This window comes from Vibrio hangzhouensis (assembly GCF_900107935.1).
Classification (GTDB): Bacteria; Pseudomonadota; Gammaproteobacteria; order Enterobacterales; family Vibrionaceae; genus Vibrio; species Vibrio hangzhouensis.
Window position 1 is genome coordinate 52,846 of record NZ_FNVG01000014.1, and the last position, 21,287, is coordinate 74,132.

14 protein-coding genes are annotated in these 21,287 nt (G+C 46.5%); 8 read left to right on the forward strand and 6 right to left on the reverse strand.

Features of this window, described 5'->3' with window-relative positions:
- Nucleotides 1-1,404: an MATE family efflux transporter gene (locus tag C4S60_RS14480; protein WP_103881069.1), complete on the reverse strand. Its 1,404-nt coding sequence runs from the start codon at nt 1,402-1,404 to the stop codon at nt 1-3.
- Nucleotides 1,405-1,673: 269 nt separating this feature from the next.
- Between C4S60_RS14480 and C4S60_RS14485 the strand changes: the two genes are divergently transcribed.
- A complete protein-coding gene (locus C4S60_RS14485; protein WP_103881070.1) occupies nt 1,674-3,056 on the forward strand; it encodes a DEAD/DEAH box helicase in 1,383 nt (460 codons plus the stop codon).
- Between the two features lie 67 nt (nt 3,057-3,123).
- Here the strand turns inward: C4S60_RS14485 and C4S60_RS14490 are convergent, their stop codons facing one another.
- Entirely contained in the window at nt 3,124-3,678 is a 555-nt protein-coding gene (locus C4S60_RS14490) for a murein L,D-transpeptidase catalytic domain family protein (RefSeq protein ID WP_244183107.1), read from the reverse strand.
- Nucleotides 3,679-4,429: 751 nt separating this feature from the next.
- Between C4S60_RS14490 and C4S60_RS14495 the strand changes: the two genes are divergently transcribed.
- From C4S60_RS14495 to C4S60_RS14515, 5 genes are all read left to right on the forward strand, one after another.
- Nucleotides 4,430-9,433, forward strand: coding sequence for a 2-oxoacid:acceptor oxidoreductase family protein (locus C4S60_RS14495; RefSeq protein WP_103881072.1), 5,004 nt, complete (start codon nt 4,430-4,432; stop codon nt 9,431-9,433).
- Nucleotides 9,434-9,435: 2 nt separating this feature from the next.
- The gene (locus tag C4S60_RS14500; protein WP_103881073.1) at nt 9,436-12,180 is read left to right on the forward strand and encodes a sulfide/dihydroorotate dehydrogenase-like FAD/NAD-binding protein; all 2,745 of its coding nucleotides are present in this window, start codon (nt 9,436-9,438) and stop codon (nt 12,178-12,180) included.
- A 457-nt stretch (nt 12,181-12,637) separates the two neighbouring features.
- Nucleotides 12,638-13,414 (forward strand): EAL domain-containing protein, encoded by a 777-nt coding sequence (locus C4S60_RS14505; protein ID WP_103881074.1) that lies wholly within the window; start codon nt 12,638-12,640, stop codon nt 13,412-13,414.
- Nucleotides 13,401-14,249, forward strand: a complete 849-nt coding sequence (locus tag C4S60_RS14510; RefSeq protein WP_103881075.1) for a helix-turn-helix transcriptional regulator — start codon at nt 13,401-13,403, stop codon at nt 14,247-14,249. Before C4S60_RS14505 ends, C4S60_RS14510 begins: the two co-directional genes overlap by 14 nt.
- 36 nt (nt 14,250-14,285) lie before the next feature.
- Nucleotides 14,286-16,073: a sensor domain-containing protein gene (locus tag C4S60_RS14515; RefSeq protein ID WP_160111369.1), complete on the forward strand. Its 1,788-nt coding sequence runs from the start codon at nt 14,286-14,288 to the stop codon at nt 16,071-16,073.
- Between the two features lie 21 nt (nt 16,074-16,094).
- Here C4S60_RS14515 and C4S60_RS14520 read toward each other — a convergent pair whose 3' ends face one another.
- From C4S60_RS14520 to C4S60_RS14530, 3 genes are all read right to left on the reverse strand, one after another.
- The gene (locus C4S60_RS14520; protein ID WP_103881142.1) at nt 16,095-16,748 is read right to left on the reverse strand and encodes a ShlB/FhaC/HecB family protein; all 654 of its coding nucleotides are present in this window, start codon (nt 16,746-16,748) and stop codon (nt 16,095-16,097) included.
- A 133-nt stretch (nt 16,749-16,881) separates the two neighbouring features.
- Nucleotides 16,882-18,024 (reverse strand): OmpP1/FadL family transporter, encoded by a 1,143-nt coding sequence (locus tag C4S60_RS14525; RefSeq protein WP_103881077.1) that lies wholly within the window; start codon nt 18,022-18,024, stop codon nt 16,882-16,884.
- 159 nt (nt 18,025-18,183) lie between these two features.
- On the reverse strand, nt 18,184-18,951 hold the full coding sequence (locus C4S60_RS14530) for a hypothetical protein (RefSeq protein ID WP_103881078.1): 768 nt from the start codon (nt 18,949-18,951) through the stop codon (nt 18,184-18,186).
- A gap of 298 nt (nt 18,952-19,249) precedes the next feature.
- On the opposite strand from C4S60_RS14530, the gene C4S60_RS14535 reads away from it, so the two are divergent.
- Both C4S60_RS14535 and C4S60_RS14540 read left to right on the forward strand, forming a co-directional pair.
- On the forward strand, nt 19,250-19,891 hold the full coding sequence (locus tag C4S60_RS14535; RefSeq protein ID WP_103881079.1) for a Crp/Fnr family transcriptional regulator: 642 nt from the start codon (nt 19,250-19,252) through the stop codon (nt 19,889-19,891).
- A gap of 310 nt (nt 19,892-20,201) precedes the next feature.
- Complete coding sequence (locus C4S60_RS14540; protein ID WP_103881080.1) at nt 20,202-20,582, forward strand: DUF2061 domain-containing protein; 381 nt, start codon at nt 20,202-20,204, stop codon at nt 20,580-20,582.
- 111 nt (nt 20,583-20,693) lie between these two features.
- Here C4S60_RS14540 and copI read toward each other — a convergent pair whose 3' ends face one another.
- Nucleotides 20,694-21,233, reverse strand: coding sequence for a copper-resistant cuproprotein CopI (gene copI / locus C4S60_RS14545; RefSeq protein WP_103881081.1), 540 nt, complete (start codon nt 21,231-21,233; stop codon nt 20,694-20,696).
- Nucleotides 21,234-21,287: the final 54 nt, after the last annotated feature.

The following is a 21,287-nucleotide window of genomic DNA, read 5'->3' on the forward strand; positions in this document are numbered from 1 at the left end:
TTAACATTTTAATGGACGGCGGAAGTCTGCGATTTGGGCAATGCGCCTTTTGCTCTTCACCACCCAATATAGACGCCACAACATCAGGATGGCAGCTACCGTCAGTCCGGTGACAATACCAACCCAGAAACCTTTTTCTCCCATGGCAGGCATCAGATAGTCCGTCAGACCTAAAATCACGCCCAGGGGTAAAGCCAGTCCCCAGTATGAGGCAATCGCCAGCAACATAGGCACTTTGGTGTCTTTATACCCTCTTAACGCCCCATTTGCGGCGGTCTGTAGAGCATCACTAAACTGGTACATGGCAGTAAATACCAGCAATGTCGCAGCCGTTGCACTAACGACAGGGTCCGTCGTATACAGCCGAATAATCCAGTCCGGGAACAGCAAAAACATCGATACCGAGCCCAATGACAGTAGCGCGGCAACCATAATGCCGATTTTGCTGCGCTCAATAGCGCCTGATTCCTCTTTTGCCCCCAGTGCGTGACCGACGCGAATGGTAATGCCAAATGAAATACTCATTGGAATCACATAAGTCATACTCGAGATGTTCAACGCTATCTGCGCCGCTGCGACATTTTCAGCACCAATACGGCCAATCAGCAACGCAATCACAGCGAAAATACTGCCGCAGACCGCGATGTTCATACCAATAGGCAGCCCAAGTCGCAACAGGTGAAACATTTCCTTAGGCCTCGGTTTAGCGTCAGAGAAACAAAGAATGGTTTTATAGTGGTGGTGCCCTTTGATGTAGGAGTAAAGCAGTATCGACATCAGCCAGTACACCAGACTGGTCGCCCAGCCACAGCCAACAGCGCCCATTTCTGGTAAGCCGAATTTGCCATAGATTAGAATATAGTTGACCGGAATATTCACCAGCAGACCAATCACAGAGATAATCATCGGTGCTTTGGTGTTGTTCATCCCTTCACAAAAGCCATTCAGGGTATAAAACAGAGCGATGCCGGGTACACCAAATGCCAGAGCAAACGCGTAATCACTGGCGATAGGAATGATTTCCGCGGCCACACCGATCCATCGTAATATCGGCTCCGCATTGACCAGATAAGCGACAAGCAACGCACTGAACAGCAGTGCCAGCCACACCATCTGAAACAGTTCTACCGAGATCGCGCTATAGTCGCGGGCACCGCGATGAAAGGCCACAACCGGCGTCAATGCCATGATGACACCTCGCAACAGCAGCAACACAGGAATCCACAAACTGGCTCCCAGAGCAATGGCCGCCAGGTCGACTGCACTCACCTGACCGGCCATGGTGGTATCCACAAACCCCATCGCCTGAGTAGCAAGTTGCGTCAAAATAATAGGTACGGACAGGCGCATCAACGCACCCGACTCACGGGTAAAACGAGAAAAAGGACGAAATGTCGATAACATGAGAGTTCTAAACACCAATATAAATGCACCAATGGAGGCGGGATAGCGGCGTGCATTTTAGGGTGTGCCTGACAGGCGGCGACAATATAATCACCTGTACGTGAAAATTCAATAGCGCAGATGAACAAGAATTGTATTGAAGTTCATCACAAAAGCACGCAGAATAGCGCGCTTTGCCCTATTCTTGGGTCTACGGCTTTTACCTAAGGCAGGTGCTGATTGTCTGTCTGTTGAAAGCCACTTTTCTCACTCCACCAACGAGTACCACTATGAGTTTTGAATCTTTAGGTCTTTCGGTCCCTATTCTTCGTGCTATACAAGATCTGGGTTACGAAAAGGCATCTCCTATTCAAGAGCAAGCCATCCCAGCCATCATCGAGGGTAAGGATGTCATGGCTGCCGCACAAACCGGTACAGGTAAAACCGCCGGCTTTGCATTGCCGCTACTTGAAAGACTGAACTCGGGTACGAGAGTGAAAAGCAATCATATCCGGGCACTCATCCTGACTCCAACCCGCGAACTGGCCGCCCAGGTACATGAGAGTGTGTTCAAATACAGCCTGAACACTCCCCTGACGTCCCAGTGCGTATTTGGTGGGGTAAAGATCAACCCGCAAATGATGAAACTGCGCAAAGGCTGCGACGTAATGGTCGCCACACCGGGTCGTTTGCTGGATTTATATCAACAGAATGCCATTAAGTTTTCTCAGCTCGAAGTGCTGGTGCTGGACGAAGCGGATCGAATGTTGGATATGGGCTTTTACCGCGACATTAAAAAGATCCTTGATTTACTCCCAAGCCAACGTCAAAACTTGCTGTTTTCAGCCACCTTTTCTGCGGAAATCAAAGAACTGGCTAAAGGCTTGGTGAACGATCCGGTGGAAATTTCTGTCACGCCCCCCAACTCTACGACCCAATTAGTCGAACAGAGCCTGTATGTCGCTGATAAACGCCAAAAACCGGCGATGCTCGCGAAACTGATTCAAGATGGTGACTGGAAACAGGTTTTGGTTTTCAGCAAAACCAAACACGGTGCCAATCGTCTGGCCCGTTTCCTGGAAGGCAAAGATATTAGCGCTTTGGCGATTCACGGTAATAAGAGTCAGGGTGCGAGAACCAAAGCGCTGGAACACTTCAAAACCGGACAAATCCGCGTTCTGGTCGCGACCGACATCGCAGCCCGTGGGTTGGATATCCCGCAATTACCACAAGTGGTGAACTTTGAGCTACCTCATGTATCGGAAGACTATGTGCACCGCATTGGTCGTACTGGTCGTGCAGGAGAAACCGGTAAAGCATATTCATTGGTGTGCGCCGATGAAGCAAAAGAGCTGTTCGGAATTGAACGCCTAATCGGAAAGCTGATCACCCGTCATGAACTGGACGGCTTCAAACCTGTCAATGCAGTGCCAGAATCAAAGCTGGATACACGTCCAATTAAACCTAAAAAGCCAAAGAAGCCCAAAAAGCCTACTCAACAGGGACAAAGCGAGTCAGATAACGGGCCTAAGCCGAAAAAGCCAAGAAAGTTCAATATGAAGCGTAACCCTAATAAAGAACATGGCGGCAAAGCGACCCCTAAAAGCAATGCGAATAAACCTCGTAAACCGAGACCGGGCAAACCGAGAAATAATAGCACTCAGCAAGGTTAACCTTGCATTATAAATAAAGCCAACATCATGATGTGGGCTTTATTTATTCAGGATTAATCATATAAAATTAAGAACTTGCGTAGATTACACTGCCACCTTTGATGGTATCAATGATCTCTCTGGATAACTTTTCTGGCAGTGCCGGGCACCCCCAACTGCGTCCAAGATAACCGTTCTTTTTAATAAACGACTCATTCGCATAATCGGCACCATGCACCACAATATAGCGTTCTCTGGCATTGTCATTCATGCCTTTACTCAACCCGTCCAATCGTAGTGAATAACCGTTTGAACCATAATAGGTAGTGTCAGTAAGGAACGTCCCTAGCGAAGTTTTACGAGAGTTGATGATGTTTGAGAATGTGGTCGCTGTTCGTTTACCGCTATTCACCCCATGTGCAACATAGGTATTGAATACCAACGATCTCTTTTCTATGTCTATGACGTAAAAGCGTTTTTCTGTCGAGGGTTTAGAGTAATCAATAATGGTCAGCAAAGGCTTACTACGAGTTGTCGTTTTCTCGTATGCTAGATAAGCATCCCTAAATAATTGAAATTCAACAATTCCGTATAAATTCGCACTATTATAGACTTCTTTTATCGCGTTGGTTTTTATTTCCATTTCGCTGCGTACATTGTGGGAAAAAACTATTAAGCTCAAAGCGGCGAGGACCCACAATGGCGAAAAAAACTTTTTAGCCATTATTACAACAAGTTATCTGATTTATTAATTTACCACAAGGACATCACTGTCCAGACTAGGCGCCCATAATAGCCTAAGCCCCTCTGTAATGAAATCTGGTTTAACCTTTTTTACGTTATAATTTGAGCGAGATCGACAACCTTCAAACACTTCCACTCTCAATTTATTTATTATCAATAAGTTATAATCTTGACTTCACAATATTTATTTTAAGTTAATTAAAGAAACTAATTGATATAAACATCCTGTCATATTTATTCCAAAATAAATTGATTAACCACAGCGCATATTGCATTGAGTTACAGTATTCATTCTTAATTCAGAACAATTATGTAATTCAGACAGTTAACCTCATATCACCTTGGTCTGCTATTGGCTAACCCAATCGTCATGTTGGTGAATCTTTACACTGATTACCCACATTAAAAGTGATGATTTTGTGAACATACGTGCAAAGTTGAAACCACATCTGGTGTAAAATTTATCTCATAAGCATCAGTTGGTCATCTCGAGAGCGATCACTAGGTTTATGTGTTTTATCACCAAAGTGCTCTGAATGATAAGGTGCAAACTGGCAGCTAGCCATGAAGTATTTTGGTGAGGAGTAAAGAATCGACGCAGTAAAGAAGTCGACCTAATAATAAAACCATAAACCAAGGAGCAACCTCTTATGTCTACAGTGACCCAAGGGAGCAATGCGCACCATCCATCTCCAACCTATCCCGGTCTGAATACCGTTATTCACGGAAACGGTGCTGTCGCCCATGTCATGGATTACGTATGTGGTGGGGTTATCGGCTACCCCATCACCCCTTCTACCGAAATTTCCGAATTGTATGAAGCTTTCCGAGCTCAGGGTGGATGCAATGTCTGGGGACAGCACCCATTCTTTTTTGAACCGGAAGGTGAACACTCGGCCCAAAGCGGTGCATTAGGTGCAGCGCTGACCGGCGGTAAGTACATTTCCAACGCCTCATCCAGTCAGGGCATTTTGTACGGGCTCGAGTCTCACTACGTCACCGTCGGTAAAAAAGCCGCCGGTTTTGTGCTTCATGTGGCAGCCCGTTCTGTTTCTCGCCATTCACTCAATGTGATGGCCGGTCACGATGATGTCTATGCCCTGCTCTCTGCCGGCTATACCACGCTGTTTGCCAGCAACGCACAACAAGCCGCCGATCTCGCGGCCATCTCATACCGCGTCAGTTCACTTTCTCTGATACCGGTTGCCAACACTATGGATGGCTTTGCCACCAGCCATATTCAAAGTGAAGTGAAACTTCCCGAGCCAGAACTCCTTAAGCAGTATCTTGGCGATCCAACCGACCGTATTCTGGCCCCCACCGAAGCACAACGCATGCTTTACGGCGCGAAAGGGCGCATCTGGCAACTGAACCAGTTTGTCGACAAATATCAGGATCAATTCTGGCCAGAGAACCTGACAGACCTCCATTGCTACATCGACGACAATCAACAGGCTATCGAACAGGACTCTCGTGGTGATTGGTTAGAATCAACCCTTGCTTATCTGCCTGATCACTTACATAAGAAGTGGCAAAGAGCCTGGCTGAATGCCTACGAAAAAGACACCCGTCAGCGGGTGCCCGCATTGATGGATACGCATAACCCCGGCTTAACCGGTGGCGTACAAAACCAACCAGACTACCAGGCCGGTATTGTCGACCATCGCAGTCATTTCCAGTGCGATGTACCTCGGTTTATCGAGCAGGCGATGCAAGAGTACGCGGCGCTAACGGGAAGGGTCTATGAACCAGTGATGAGCTACCTTTGTGATGACGCTGACTATGTCATTGTCGGGCTGGGTTCTGTCACCGATGATGCCGAAGCGGTCGCCACGCACCTTAGAGAACTGGGACAAAACGTCGGTGTTATTTCGATCAAACAATTACACCCGTTCCCCGAAGCACAAATCGTTGAAAAACTCGCGGGTAAAAAAGCCGTCACTATTCTTGAACGATGTGACGAAACGCGTCTGACGGCGCGAGTTTCACGCGCTCTGTTTAAGGCTCAGGAAAACGCACACTATCCTCGTCACAAAGGCATTAAAGCGCTGACGCACATTCCGATGATCAATACCGGTGTATTCGGGTTAGGCGGGCATGACCTGCAACCCAAACACCTGATCGCCGCCTACGACAACATGCGGGCAGAGAACATCAAACCCTTCTTCTATCTGGGTAGCCAGTTTTTCGACAAGAGCGCGACTGGCGAACTGAAACAGATACAGGACAGACTGCGTGCCGCCTATCCGGATACCGAACTGATGGCGCTGGAAACCGGTGAAAACCCGAGTCTGCTTCCAGAGTCCGCACTTCGTGTTCGCTTCCACTCCGTCGGTGGTTACGGCACCATAGCAACAGGTAAACTGTTGACCGACATCCTTGCCGGCGCACTGGGTCTTCACTCCAAATCGATGCCAAAATATGGCTCGGAAAAAAGCGGGGCCCCAACGAACTTCTTTATTACCCTGTCACCGGAACCGATCAAAATCACCAATGCCGAACTGCAGCAGGTAGAAGTGGTACTGTCCCCGGACCACAAGGTCTTCATGCACACCAATCCACTCGCGGGACTGAGTAAGAATGGCACTTTCATCTTGCAGACCCATCATAAACCTAAGCAAGTCTGGCAAGAGATCCCTGCATCGGCACGCGACTACATTCGAGACAACCATATCAATTTCTACATCGTTGACGCCTTTAAGGTTGCCAGAGAGCAGGCCCCTTCGGCCGATCTGGAAATTCGAATGATGGGAATTGCCTTCATTGGGGCATTGTGCGGCCACGCCAAACAGGTCACTCAGGGTGCCGATGAAGCACTAATGATAGAAAGAATTACCCAGCAAATCGCCAAGAAGTTTGGTGCTAAAGGAGAGAAAGTTGTAGAAAGCAATATGGCGGTCATCCGCGAAGGTATGCACGCTACTATGGAAGTTTGTTATCAGACGTTTGAAGACGTTGCTATTGAGGCCGATACGCAACCGACGACGGAAACACAACAGCCTGCTCAGGCCAGCTGTGGTCTGTTTGACCCGACTTACTTCAATAACATTGCCGGCAAACGCTACGCCGACGGCTCCATTGGGGAGGCTCCGGTCATCCCTGGCTCTGGCATGTTTATGCCCCCAGCCAGTGCTATTACCAAAGACAAAGGTCTGTTCCGGCTCAATGTTCCCAAATTCGATGCCAACAAGTGCACCGGCTGCATGGAATGTACCATCGCCTGTCCTGACGGCGCGATCCCGAATGCGGTTCACGAGCTGCATGACATCGTCTATGTGGCCATCGACAAACTCAATGTTCCACCATCACAAAGGGACAGCTTAAAACGGCAAATGCCGCCGTTACTGGATGGCGTGCGACATTATTATCGCAATGCAGCTAAAGGTGAGTCATTGCCACTTCATCAGGTTGTCGCCAATGTAGTGGATGGCATGAACTTCGACAGCCCTGCGGTGGCTCAACAGATTGCCGCGCTTTGTGTGGCACTGGAATCCCTACCGGTCAGTCGCACCAAACCTTTCTTTGATGCGATGGAAAAAGCCGTTCCGGGCAGCGGCGGCCTGTTCTCAGTTGCCATCGACCCAAGTAAGTGCAGTGGCTGCATGGAATGTGTCGACGTCTGTGGCCCGAACGCACTGGAAAAAGTCCGCCAGACTTCCGCAATGAACCGCCAGATGCATGAACTGTTTACCACTCTGGCCAGCATGCCTAATACGCCTACGCGCTTCCTGGAGCAGGGTATTAAGGACGCCAGTGAGTCCAAACGTCTGCTTTTGGATCGCAGTAACTATTATGCTATGAGTTCCGGTCACGGTGCATGTCGGGGCTGTGGAGAAGTCACCGCGTTAAGGCTGGTCACCTCTATAAACCGTGCGCTTCAGCAGCAGCGTTACCAATCACATATCCAGTCTCTTGAAACGCTCATCGATCAGCTTGAAGCGAAACTCGACATCGCAGTAACAGAAGGGTCAGATAAAACTCGAACTCAGCGCCTGATCCGCACCATAGAAACCCTGGAAAAACGTCTGTATCACTTCGAACATGGCCCGACTGGTCACGGTCCGTCAGATGCTCTGATTGCCAACGCAACCGGGTGTAGCAGCGTTTACGCCTCTACTTTCCCCGCTAACCCATACAATGACCCATGGGTCAACAGCCTGTTCCAGGATACCCCCGCTCTGGCGAAGGGCCTGTTTGAAGGTGAAGCTGCCAACCAGCTAGAGCAGTTCAAAGCGCTGCGTACCGCACGACTTGAGCTTGAAGACATGTACGATGAAAGCGTCCATGATCATCAGCTTCGCTATCTGGAATGGAATCAGCTCTCTGATCAAGAACTGGCGCTCCTCCCTACCGTGTTCAGCATTGGTGGCGATGGCGCGACTTATGATATCGGATTTGGTGCCTTGTCCAGATTGCTGACGACGAGTACGCCTATTAAAGTTTTTGTACTCAATACCGGCAGCTATTCCAACACCGGTGGACAGGCGTCTACCGCCAGTTTTACCGCTCAGGACTCCGATCTCAGCCGTTTTGGAGCAGCTCACAGCGGTAAAGAAGAGGCTCGAAAAGAACTGGGAATCATTGCCACCTTCCATCCTAAGGTCATGGTGGTACAGACCTCTACCGCACTTCAGGGACACTTTATGTCCAACCTGATGGAGTATCTGAATTATCAGGATGCCCCCGCTCTGTTCGACGTCTACACCCCTTGTATGGGCGAGCATGGTATTGCTGATGATGCCAGCACACGCCACTCACGTCTTGCGGTTGAGAGTCGGATGAGTCCGGTGTTTGTTCACGACCCACGTAAAGGAGCGACCCTGAAAGAGCGTTTCTCTATTGAGGGTAACCCAGAGGTGGACAAGGATTGGGCAACCCACACCATTAGCTATCTCGATAGTGACGGTATGACCCAGCTTAAGCAGGTGCCGTTTACTGCCGCAGACTTCGCTCTGTTTGAAGGTCGCTTCAAGAAACACTTCTCCAGGATCGAACAAGGCAGTGACACCGTCGAACTGGCGAACTATCTAAACTTGAGTACCCAGGAACGCGGCACAAAAGTACCGTTTATCTGGTCAACTGATGGCCAACAGCACTTAATTCAGCTGGCGGTCTCACCGTCTATTGTCGCGTTGAGTGAAGAACGCCTGCGTAACTGGCACATGCTGCAAACCCTCAGTGGGCAACACATTGTTCAGTTAGAACAAGGTTATCAAGCTCAACTGGATGACTGGAAACAGCGTTATCAGCAAGCTCTGGAAGCCAACGAACACACCATTGAATCCATTGCTAATGGCCTTGCTGAACTTGCTATGGTTGCCACACCAGCGAATACCATCGCGGTGAAACAGATCGATGTGGAGCAATCCAGCCCGTCTACCCTTGATGACTCTGCTCAGCCGCTGGTAGCCATAGACGAGGCGGATAAAGCACAATGCACCGATTGCAAGACCTGCTATCAGCAGTTAGGTGAGCTGTTTGAGAAAACCACCATAGTGGAGCATGGAGAAGCGAAAATTATCAGCCAGGTGATCCCGGGAGCATTGGACAAGGTCGCAGTAACTGACGAACTGGTGCAACGTGCAGCGCGAATCGCCGATGAGTGTGATGCAGAAATCATCCACTTCCACGCACCTTCTTCGGTGGAGGTATAGATATGGTCACAGCACTCACTCAATCTCAACGGGATTTGATGCTGAAGCGTATGGAACAAGACCCCCAGCGCTATCAACAAATGATCATCGAAGAGAGCATGCAACTGATTCAGAATACTCTGAAACAAGGAAACCTGTCTGCGGAATTTACAGCCAAACTGTGGGAGCTACTGCTGGCAGAAAATGACCTTAGCGTTGCCTTGCAACGTTATCTCTGGCGTATCCCACTCAAACAAAAAAGGGCATTTGTCAAAGGACTGGACCAACACCTCTCAGAACGTTATCCGATGTTTAACGGACTTTCTGAAGGCTGGCCGGGCAAAAACAATATTCCGCCATATGTGCGCCCCGCAGAAGAGCGCAGGAAAGATTTTGATCTAGTCAGCCAGGGCTACCTAGGCTACATGGGGCTCGGTTACTCATTGCGTGAAGTTGAGCTGTTCGTCTGGCTCGAAGTCCTGCGTGACAAGCAGTGTGAGGACAAACCTTGTGAAGTCGGTGTCCCAATGTGCGACCGCGACGGCAATCCAGCAGCAGAAGCCGATGGGGGCTGTCCGGTTAAGATCCACATTCCAGAAGTGTTGAACTTGATGGGCGAAGGCCGTTTCAAAGCGGCATTTGAGCTGATTCGTGACGCCAACCCACTGCCGAATGTCACCGGTCGGGTATGTCCTCAAGAGCTCCAGTGTCAGGGTGTGTGTACGCATAATGAGCGACCGATTGAGATTGGGCAACTGGAGTGGTTCCTACCCCAACGTGAGCGCGAGTTGTCTAATGGTGAACCACCGAAACCTGTAGCGTGTAATCCTTGGGTAGCAGCCAGCAAACCGCCGATTGCCATTGTCGGCTCAGGGCCATCTGGGTTAATTAATGCCTATCTACTCGCAAAAGCCGGTTACCCCGTGACCGTCTTTGAAGCGTTCCACGTACTCGGTGGTGTTCTGCGCTATGGTATCCCGGAGTTCCGCCTACCTAACCAATTGGTGGATGACGTAGTAGAAAAAATCAAAGCGCTCGGAGGCCGCTTTGTTACCAACTACATCGTCGGTAAGACCGCCACTCTGGCCGACCTTAAACGCGCCGGCTTTGTGAGAGTGTTTGTCGGAACTGGCGCGGGATTACCACGCTTCATGAACGTTCCGGGTGAGCACCTGCTTAATATCATGTCAGCGAATGAGTTCTTAACTCGCGTCAACCTGATGCACGCCAACCTCCCCGATTATGAAACCCCGATGCCAGAAATGGACAATAAGGAAGTGATGATCATCGGTGGCGGGAATACCGCGATGGACGCCGCACGAACCGCTCGTCGTCTTGGTGCCAACGTGACCATCGTCTACCGTCGAACCCAGCAAGAAATGCCCGCTCGTGTGGAAGAGCTGCATCATGCGCTGGAAGAAGGCATTATGCTCAAAGAGCTGCGCTCTCCCTGTCAGTTCAATGGGGATAAAAACCACCTACTGGCGACTGCCGATTTAGATATCATGGCGTTAGGTGAGCCCGATGCTTCAGGTCGTCGCAGACCGCAGTCCACTGGGGAAACGGAGCTCATGAAGGTTGATTTCGCTATCATGGCGCTGGGTAATAGCTCCAACCCAATCGTCAAAGACGCCAACCCTGATCTAAACACCTCAAAATGGGGTACTTTGCTGCTTAACAAAGGTTCACAAGAAACCTCGCTTGCTGGTGTTTACAGTGGAGGTGATGCCACTCGTGGCGGCTCAACGGCCATTAAGGCTGCGGGGGACGGTCAAGCGGCAGCTCGCGAAATCATGAGCACACTTGATTTCAACCTAAAAGAGGTTGAAGGGTTAGTTGCCCAGGCAAGCCACTATACTGAACTTGGGCAAATGCCGGCTAAAATCGTCAAACGTCGGCAAATTACCGACGAAATTGTCGAATTTACCATCAATGCTCCCCTTATCGCTCGTTCTGCAAAACCCGGTCAGTTTGTGCGAGTTCTTGCCGATGAAAAAGGTGAGTTGATTCCGCTGACACTGGCTGATTGGGATACCGAAAAAGGCACGATTGAACTAGTGATTCAGGGTCTGGGCAGCAGCTCCAAGCTGATAAACCAGATGCAGGAAGGTGATATCTTTGAGGCCATTGCGGGACCATTGGGGCAGGCGAGCAAAGTGGTCATTCACCAAGACAATCATCGAGTGTACTTCACCGCAGGTGGTGTGGGTCTTCCGGCTGTTCACCCCATACTGCGCGCACACCTCGAAATTGGTAACAAGGTCACGCTCATTTCAGGATTCCGGGGCGCAGCGCAGGCATTCTGGACTGAGCCTGGGGATAAGATCGAAACCCTGAAGGCTCAGTATCCGACGTTGCTGGAGGTCATTTATACCAGTAATGACGGTACGTTTGGTACGAAAGGCTTTGTCACCACTCCGCTTGAAGGACGCCTCGATGCACACAAAGCAGGCCAAGGTGAACCTATGGCTGAAGTGATTACCATCGGGCCGCCGTTAATGATGCGTGCCGTCAGTGACCTGACGCTGGATTATAAGGTGGAATGCGTGGCCAGTCTTAACTCCATCATGGTGGATGCTACCGGTATGTGCGGTGCGTGTATGGTCCCTGTAATGGAAGACGGAAAACTGATTCGTAAACATGCTTGTATCGATGGCCCAGAAATCAATAGTCATGTGATTGATTGGGACAAGTTCTTACCTAGGTTCAACCAATTTAAAGCTCAAGAGAAAAAAAGTCTAATAGATCATCAGCTTATTGATAATTAACTCACTTTGGTACGGTTACTCCTGTAGCCGTACCTTGTCGATATTTGAACTCAGATATATCTTCCAGTAATTCTTTACCGATGAGATATATCTAATCCTCTTATGAATCTGAGCTATAATGTAATTCAAACGTTACAAATGTTAAATAAAGCACTTACTCCAGACAAACGTTTAAAAGCAAATCAGGCAACAATATTTTGTCGCTCTAAAACACAGGAAACAGCGCGAACAGAGATTGTCATTAGAAAACTGCTCAAACCAAAGAAGCGAAAGCCGGTGTCATATTTTTGACATAAAAGCTTCACAAACTATAAATGAATGTCGTTTTTTTCATTATTATGTCATTTTTTCAACTAAAATAGTGCTAAGCGTTGCGTTTCACCGTCAGTTACTCGATTATCCCATTGCTGTTCGCAGAGAACTCTAGCGGCAGAGAGCTAGCTTAGTGGAGTAAGTCATGTACCAAATTGATTGCAGTAAAATCTGTACTGGCATAAGAGTTCAGTCTACATCAGACACATCCAGATTCGCTGAATTAGAATTCGTTTTTCAACCAATACAACATTCCACCACGGAAGATTTAGTTGCATATGAATTATTGTCAAAAGTATTGTCTCAAAGTGGTGATTGTTATGAAAATTCTGATTTTTTTGAAGATGTGGATAATGAACTTATAAAGAAAATTGTAGTCGCACAAGTACAATTCATTAATAAAATGTTTACAGAGCAATCTCATCTAATATCGTTAAATATTACATTTGACTGCCTTTTGGATAGTGAGTTCGTCGATAGTGTAATTGAACAATCATCGCGAACGATTGCATTTGAAGTAAATTCAACTACGTTTGAGTCTATGAACGACTGTGTGCTCCGTAATTTGGCCAAGTTAAGAAGGGCCGGGCACCAATTGTGGTTGGATGATTTTTCAATCGAACACTCTACAGCCAGTAGTACTTTTGGGCACTTGGTCTGGGATTCAATTAAAATAGATCGTTGCTACTTATTTGACAATGCGCTGTATCCTAATAAAATTTCTTCTGACATATTGAAGTTGAAACCACACACAAAGAATGGTGTGATTTTTGACGGAGTTGAGACTGAACTTCATTATCAATACCTCCGTCATAGTGAAATTAGTCTTCAAGGTTATTTGATTTCATACCCTCTAGATTGGCATTCTATTGACAGGACCAAAACCGATAAAAAACAAGAGGTTGGTTGTGGATACTGGTAACCTTGGTGTAGGCTCAAAAAAAATCATTTTTAAGAAAAAAAAGATGTCGGTAGATATTTTATCTATTGGCCACAAATTTATTCGGTTACTTCATTGTGAAGGTCACATCTCGACGCATAGTACAAACAAACCTCTTACCCATGGCGATTTAATATATATCCCATGCAACTCAAATTTCAACCTAAATTTAAAAGCCATTGAAGATAAACAGATAACTTTCGAAGTGGTTGAAATTGATAAAAGCACATTTACTAAGTTACTATCAAATTTCAGACCTGTAACGCCTTCATTGTCAACCCTCAATTCAACGGACAATAGGTGCAACTTGATTGAGTCTTATAACATACAAATATTATTTCAATCTATAGTAAACCTAGGGCTAAGATATGACGACAACTTAAACACTATGATACAGTCCCTAACTTTAAGTCTGGTATGTGAGTTAGTGAGAGAAAACCTGACCTGCCCCGTATTAGACACTAGACAAAGCATAACAGATAAGATGGTTGAATTACTTGCATTGGATTTGAAGTCAAAATGGAAACTTAACGACGTAGCTTTAAGAATGAATATGTCTAGTTCAACATTGCACCGAAGGTTAAAAGATGAAGGTGTTGAATTTAGTCGAGTATTAAATTCAACAAGATTGGAAATGGCGAGAAGAATGCTGACCTATAATTCTCAACCTATATCGCTTGTGTCAATTAACTGCGGCTTTGAAAGCCTTTCATACTTCAGTACTCAGTTCAAAAAGAAATACAAATTAACTCCGAGAGAATACAGAAAATCGTTGATAGCTTCAAAATCAATTCAAAGCAATATCGACAATATATAACCCGCTTCTTCAACAACCCTATACGTGGGGATGACAATGCATTCAAATAAAAACAACTTAATGTGTGTGGACGATATTTCCGAATCTGAAACGCTTGATAGCCTTAGCTTAATCACGGCCAATTCATTTTCATTAACAGGTGAGGTTCAAAACAACAAAAATCTCCTATTTGCAATCGTTCATCACAGTTCTAATGCTGTTGTTATTACAGATACAAAAAGAAGAATACTGTATGCAAATAAGAAATTTGAAGATATAAGTGGTTATAAGTTAGAGGAAGTGCTTTGGCAAAACCCTAGAGTACTCAAGTCTAAAAAAACACCAAGAAGTACTTATCAAGACATGAACTCGTCACTTTCACAAGGAAAAGACTGGCACGGAGAATTCATTAATACGCACAAAGACGGAACAGAATACATTGAGAAAGCTACTATCACCATCATACGTGATAACTCTGGAAAATCACTGTACTACTTGGCAGAAAAAACCGATATTACTGCACTTAAAATCGCCCAAAAGGAAATCTATAGCTTGGCTTACTATGACACGCTAACTGGGCTTCCAAATCGAACCCATTTCGTAGAAAAGTTAAATGAAAAAATTGCCACTATTGATGATAACTACGAAGTAAGATTCTCAGTGCTTTTTGCCGACCTGAATCGCTTTAAGACCATTAATGATACCTGTGGCCACCTCTCCGGAGATATGGCACTACGAGAAGTTGCCCGCCGATTTAAAAGTGTCATAGGAGGGGAGGACATCTTAGCCCGAATAGGTGGTGATGAATTTATTTTAGTTCACGACCATACTTCAGGAAGTTGCCCCAGTGAACTAGCAAGGAAACTGTCAGACAGCCTATTAGAACCATTATCTATTCATGGTAATGACCATCACGTAGGAGTGAGTATAGGAAGTGCAAGCTATCCTGATGATGGAGTCACCCTTGAACAACTTTTGCAATTCGCGGACATTGCAATGTATGAAGCAAAATCTTCTAATCGCTTCTACTATGCGTATAAGGATGCAACTGGATCACAGTCGCAACGCCAGTTTTACATTACTACTCGCATAGAAAAGGCTATCGATCGAAATGAATTGTATTTGGTTTACCAACCTAAGATCGACTTAAAAACGAAACAAATTATAGGAGCCGAAGCTCTGTTGCGTTGGCGCGAACCTGAACTTGGTGTAGTAAGTCCTGCTGAGTTTATTCCTATAGCCGAGCGATGTGGTTTTATGAACGATATTGGTTTTTGGGTGATCGAACAAGTATGCTGTCAGCTAAAAAAATGGCAAGAAAGTGGTGTTCACTTACCGGGAAGTTTGGCCGTGAATCTATCTATCCAGCAGCTAGATCACTCAGATTTCCTTCCCATCATTACAGCTATTTTAGATAGGTTTGACGTTTACCCAAAGCATATTGAGTTGGAAGTTACAGAGTCAATGCTTATGACCAATCCACAACAGACATCAGAAATGTTGGCGATGCTCGCAAAGTGTGGATTTACTATTTCTATTGACGACTTTGGCACCGGATACTCTTCCTTAGCTTACTTAAAAGATATTAATGCTAGTGTCCTAAAAATCGACAAGTCATTTATCGAAGGCGTGAGTTCCAAAACAAATGCTAAGACAATCGTGGAGTCCATTGTACAAATGGCTCATAATTTGGGTATGACCGTTGTAGCAGAAGGCGTTGAAGACAAATTACAAGTCAGCTTCCTGAAGGATATTGAATGTGATATTGCTCAGGGCTTCTTCTTTTCTAAGCCGATGAACGCTCAGAAATTTGAACGATATCTATCCAACTTAGAGAGTAAATGATTGTCTACCTTCGTTATAAAGTCATAGCTCGTAACTGATAGACATACCCAACCTATTATTATTGCCATAGTCGTCTTCCGATATCGCACCGAAAAAGTTGAACGAAGCATGAACGTTGATTTTGTAACTCATTCCCATTCCACCCCAATAACCTCGATAGTTGTCTGAACCGGCTGAGCCACCCGCGAAGCCTAGGACACTCCAATCCGAGTTTTCTATAGGTCGAATACCAAACATTCCCAAGTAACCGCCGTGACTTTGGCTTCGCATTAGTACGTACTCGTTATCGACCTCTTCTGAAGGCACCGCCATTTTTCCATCGTTATAGCTATAACCTGCCATGGGAAATAACATCCACCCTGCTGGGGAAATATCGAAGTAACTTAGCGGAACATAGGTGCCAATACTGTAGTTATTACGGTAGCTGTCATTGTCATAATCAGTACGGCTAAAGTTGAAGTTTACGATCCCTAAATCAAACAACCATGAGCCACCTAAGCGCCATTCTCCGGTTTCGTTGTATCGTGCGTTGATCATCCTCGCTTCATCAAGGCCGATTGAGCCCGATACAAACGCAGAGTCTGAATAGCCTGCCCCTAATTTGGTGACGATCTTGGTTGGATCTTCATGATGCTTTTCTTTGGCCGAGACTCCCGTTACCACCAACAACCCCATAACCGTCACAAAGCCAAAAGCTCTGACAACCGATGAAAACAGACCATTCTTTTTCATTACGCTTTCTTTCTAATTAAAAAACAAAAATGCCCCTCACAACTGTGAGAGGCCAGCTTTCGGTGAAGCTACTCAGTTAGTAGGCGTAACTGATACTTAGGACATGAATACGGTTGGTATCGACACTGCCGGTAAAATAAGGAACCGTATCTCCAGGGCCAGTGTAGGTGACATCTTGAGTGCCCATATTGCGGTATTGATATGCGATACCGATTCGATGGCCATTTGAACGCTCTTTTTCTGCACCAAGACCTAATGACCAGTTTGCTCCGATAGGTAGCGCAGGGGTCATTTTGTCAGTGTCATACATTTTCGAGTCGTAACGGATACCGCCCTGGTAGGTCCAATCATGTTGAGAATACGCGAGCGCTGTACCCAAGCTATAAACGTTGTTTGCGGCATCATCAAATTGTGACCAGAACTCAACCCCCGTCATCGCTTTGAAGGTCAACTCGTCTGAGATTTTATGCTGAAGACCTAAGTCTAAACGGGATGGCCAAGTTAGATCTTGCTCAATCGGTACGATGTCATTTCCATTAATGGAGACATCTATATCAGCAGAGTCATGCTTAATACGATGTTTATAGTTAGCAGATAGATAGGTCGATTCAGAAAGATCATACATTGCTGAAAGCATAAAACTTAACGCAGTAGAGCTTCCAGAAGCATCAATATTGGTAGCATTACCGGTCTCAAAAGATGTCATGAGATGCTGGACAACAACCGCACCACCCAACGACAACTTTTCATTTGCTTGATAAGCAGCTGCCAACTGAAGGTTGAGTGCTTCCTGTGATATAGAATCAACAATACCACCGCCAACCAATCCTTCGTCGTACTCCATCCCAAGACCACCATCACCATGTAACGACGCACCCAACACCCAACTATCATTCACACGCTGCGCATAGGCCAGGCTTGGTACCAAAGAACGTGTTTTACCACTGGTCGAAAGATTGGTATCGCCTGGACCTTTGCCATTGTGTTCTGTATGAGCATCCAAATATTGAACACCAATAGAAAAGCTGTTGTCATCAATAGCAGTCAAGCCTGCCGGACTGGTGATGGCCGCACTGGCGTCTGTACGATTGGAGGCATTACCCACCCCTGCAGAAGACACACTGTCGAACGTGGCAATTTCATGTAGAACAATGCCACCAGCAAAAGAAGAAGAGGAAAATGCAGCAAGCAGCAACGCTGCCAAAGGGGTCTTTTTCATGGTAAGGAACTCATTATTTACAGTGAGGCCATTGTAATGAAATGATTATTCACCATTGCACTGCGAGTGCATCCCTTCCCTGTTGCTGATATTCGCTGGCGATAATGTCAGGCAAGTCAACTTCAGGCACACCTCACGCATCGGGGTGCGCCATAAAAGTTAGATTTGATAATTGAATTCAATACGGTGTTCGCCGTCTTTGAACTGACTGTATTCGGTCCAGTTGGCAAAGTAACGCACATTAAAGCGTGGCGTAAACTGATAAGAAGCCGCCACTTCATGGGCCAGTACCGAAGACTCGCCATTGAACCCTGCTTCGGTATACAAGGTTGAACCGGACAAGGTAGTCATCCACATTGGGTTATAGTTCAGCCAGATCTTGTCTGTTATCTCAATTTTGGTATAGGTACCGACCAGACCAAACGTCCCTGGCACAGAATAACCACTAATGACTTCACCATTATCGCCCAACGCATTATTGGCGAACGCAACCCCTACGCCTGCCAACGGATAAAACTGCACCGGACCAAACTTAGGCAGTGCCTGAATAAAACTATAAGACAGACTGCCTGCCTCAGCGTTAAAGTCATAATTGGCGTCGATTTGCATGCCCCGGCCGTTAGTCATATCCGCTTGAAAACGGCGGAATCGCATGCTGTCTACACTGTCGTTCGCATCGTCCCGAAAACCTAGGGTTTCACCAAGAGCCCCTTTAATTTCCAGTACATTCATGCCCATGGTCGTTTCACTGCCGGTATCAAAAGTCTGGCCCATTTTGAAGTTCAATCCCCGGTCGGTAATACCTCCGCCAAGCTGGGTATAGACCGCCAGTGGATCAGACATATCCTGAACCTGACTGTCTTCACTAGCGATAGCTACAAAGTTAGTGCTAACCAGCACCGTCGCCAGTGCGATTGCTTTTTTCATAGAATACTCATCCGTTTATTGTTTAAGTGGAACAGAAAGGAAGAGAGCTATGCTATTAAGCGACACGTAAGTCGGTTGCACTGGGAGTGCATAAGCGGCGTTTTGATAACTCTATTAATGAATTAGTGACACAGATTACAAATTAAAACCTGTTGACCGAATCTAAGACTGAATGATAACCGTAGGCTATGACTCATATAACTGAGAGCAGCTACATCACCGTTGGGTCGGACGGTACAATTTTAATTCAACGCCCTGTGGGCTGACACAATCCATCCTGACGAGTAAGAGGCCTTTGATGAACTTCCATCATGTACTGAAAAGACACTATCTGACGAATGAGGCGCTGTCAGAAAAACTGATTCAGCAAGGGCGTATCGTTTCCCTGCCAAAAGGAAAGTTTCTCTTTTTTCAGGAACAAATGGCGGATTTTGTGGCCATTCCACTCGACGGCGTGTTGGGCTTTTACCCTGCCATCGATGAAGGTATCACTCTGATCTACAATCTGATTACCCCTGGGATAATCATTAATGATGTGCCATTCATTCTGGGGGGAGGCAGTCAGGCAGACATCCAGGCGGTCACCGATTGTACCGTGCTGTTACTGCCCTTTTCTGCTGTCGAACAACTCATGGGTACCTGCTGCGAATTTTCGAAAATGCTTAACCTCTCGCTAGCCCGCAAGCAACGTTTCTGCCTTACCCTGTTCCAGCTTCGCGGCGAAAAAAATATCCAGCGGAAAATTGATATGGCTCTGGCGGCTATCAGCGTCGCAACCAGCGATGGCTCTATCCCGCTGAACATCAGTACACTGGCTTCACTTTTGAATATGTCACGCAATACGGTGGGACGGCATATCAACCAAGCTCTACTGACAGGTCAGATCGTTAAATCGTCAACTGGCTACCGGCTTGTTGAAAACCGCTCCGTGGCCGCCTAGAGGCCACCCTGATACAGGAGGGACACTAGTTGCTTGTACATCAGAAGATATCTAGTGTCCCTGCCGATACCAGGATACCCGCACTCGCTTTTCGTGTGTTTTGTAGCTGCAATTTATAATACCAAACGTCCAACGCCGCATTGCACTTACAGTGCAATCGAGGAAACAGCGAAAAGTTTCATGGTTCAATGAATCAAATGCCCGCACTGACATAGCTTATACCTATCAATAAAACAGGTTTAATTGATTTTAATTCTCATTACCGGTCATCCATACTCTAGTCATACCGATGAACTGAGTGAGAACAACCATGATTAAAACACTTCGCTTTGCCAGCATACACTTTACTATCGCCTTCACTGTGGCTTACCTGCTGACCGGTGAAGTGTTGGTTGCCAGTATGATTGCTATGCTGGAGCCAGCGGTAAACACCGTAGCATTCTACTTTCATGAAAAGGCGTGGCAGAAAAATCGTCTGCTGAACACACTAGGGCGCAATGAAGCCGTCAAAACCGCCTCTTTCGCGGTTGTCCATTTTTCGGTGGCCTTTGGCGTGGTGTATATGCTGACTGGCGATGTATTAGCGGGGGGTGTTATGGCCGTATTAGAGCCGAGCATCAATACCATTGCCTACTTCTTTCATGAAAAGTCATGGAACAAGAAGCACCCACATGGTTGTCTTTCCCATTAATATACCAGACTCAACTCAACGCTACTCCGGCACGTTTAGAAATGCGATGGCTAATGAGCCAGGGTGGCTAAGTTGTCCGCAAAGCCACCACTAGAAATGAGAGGGTTTTGATTACTTCAGGTTGATAGTCTTGGTCATTCCGGCTTCAGCATGGCCAGGGATGTTACAGGCAAATTCCACTTCTTTTTCTCCGTGGAAATGCCACAACAATTGCCCAGCTTTACCCGGTTTGACGTAGACCACATTTCCCATGCCGTGATGATCATGAGCCCCTGACATGGATTTCATCATTTCACGATGTTCCAGTTGTTCTGCAATCGAACCGATGGAAAACTCATGGTCCATTTTGCCAGTATTCATGACAACAAACTGCACCACATCATTAGGCTCAATCGTCACATCACGCTTGAAAGTTACCTTCATATCATCACTTAAGATCACATGAACGACTTTATCTGGCTTTGCACCGGTGGCAGGCATTCCAACGGCGGACATCCCCTCCATATTCATCATATTGCTATGATCCATTTTTGAATGGTCCATAGTCTCCTGATTCATATTGGAGTGATCCATATGTGCATGACCAGAGCTATCAGCCAAGACGTTTGAAGACGCAACAACAAGAGCCAGAGTAATCAGTGTTTTTTTCATCTTTGTTTCCCTTTTGAATTCAGGTGCACCAACTCATTTCATACGAGTTGGTGC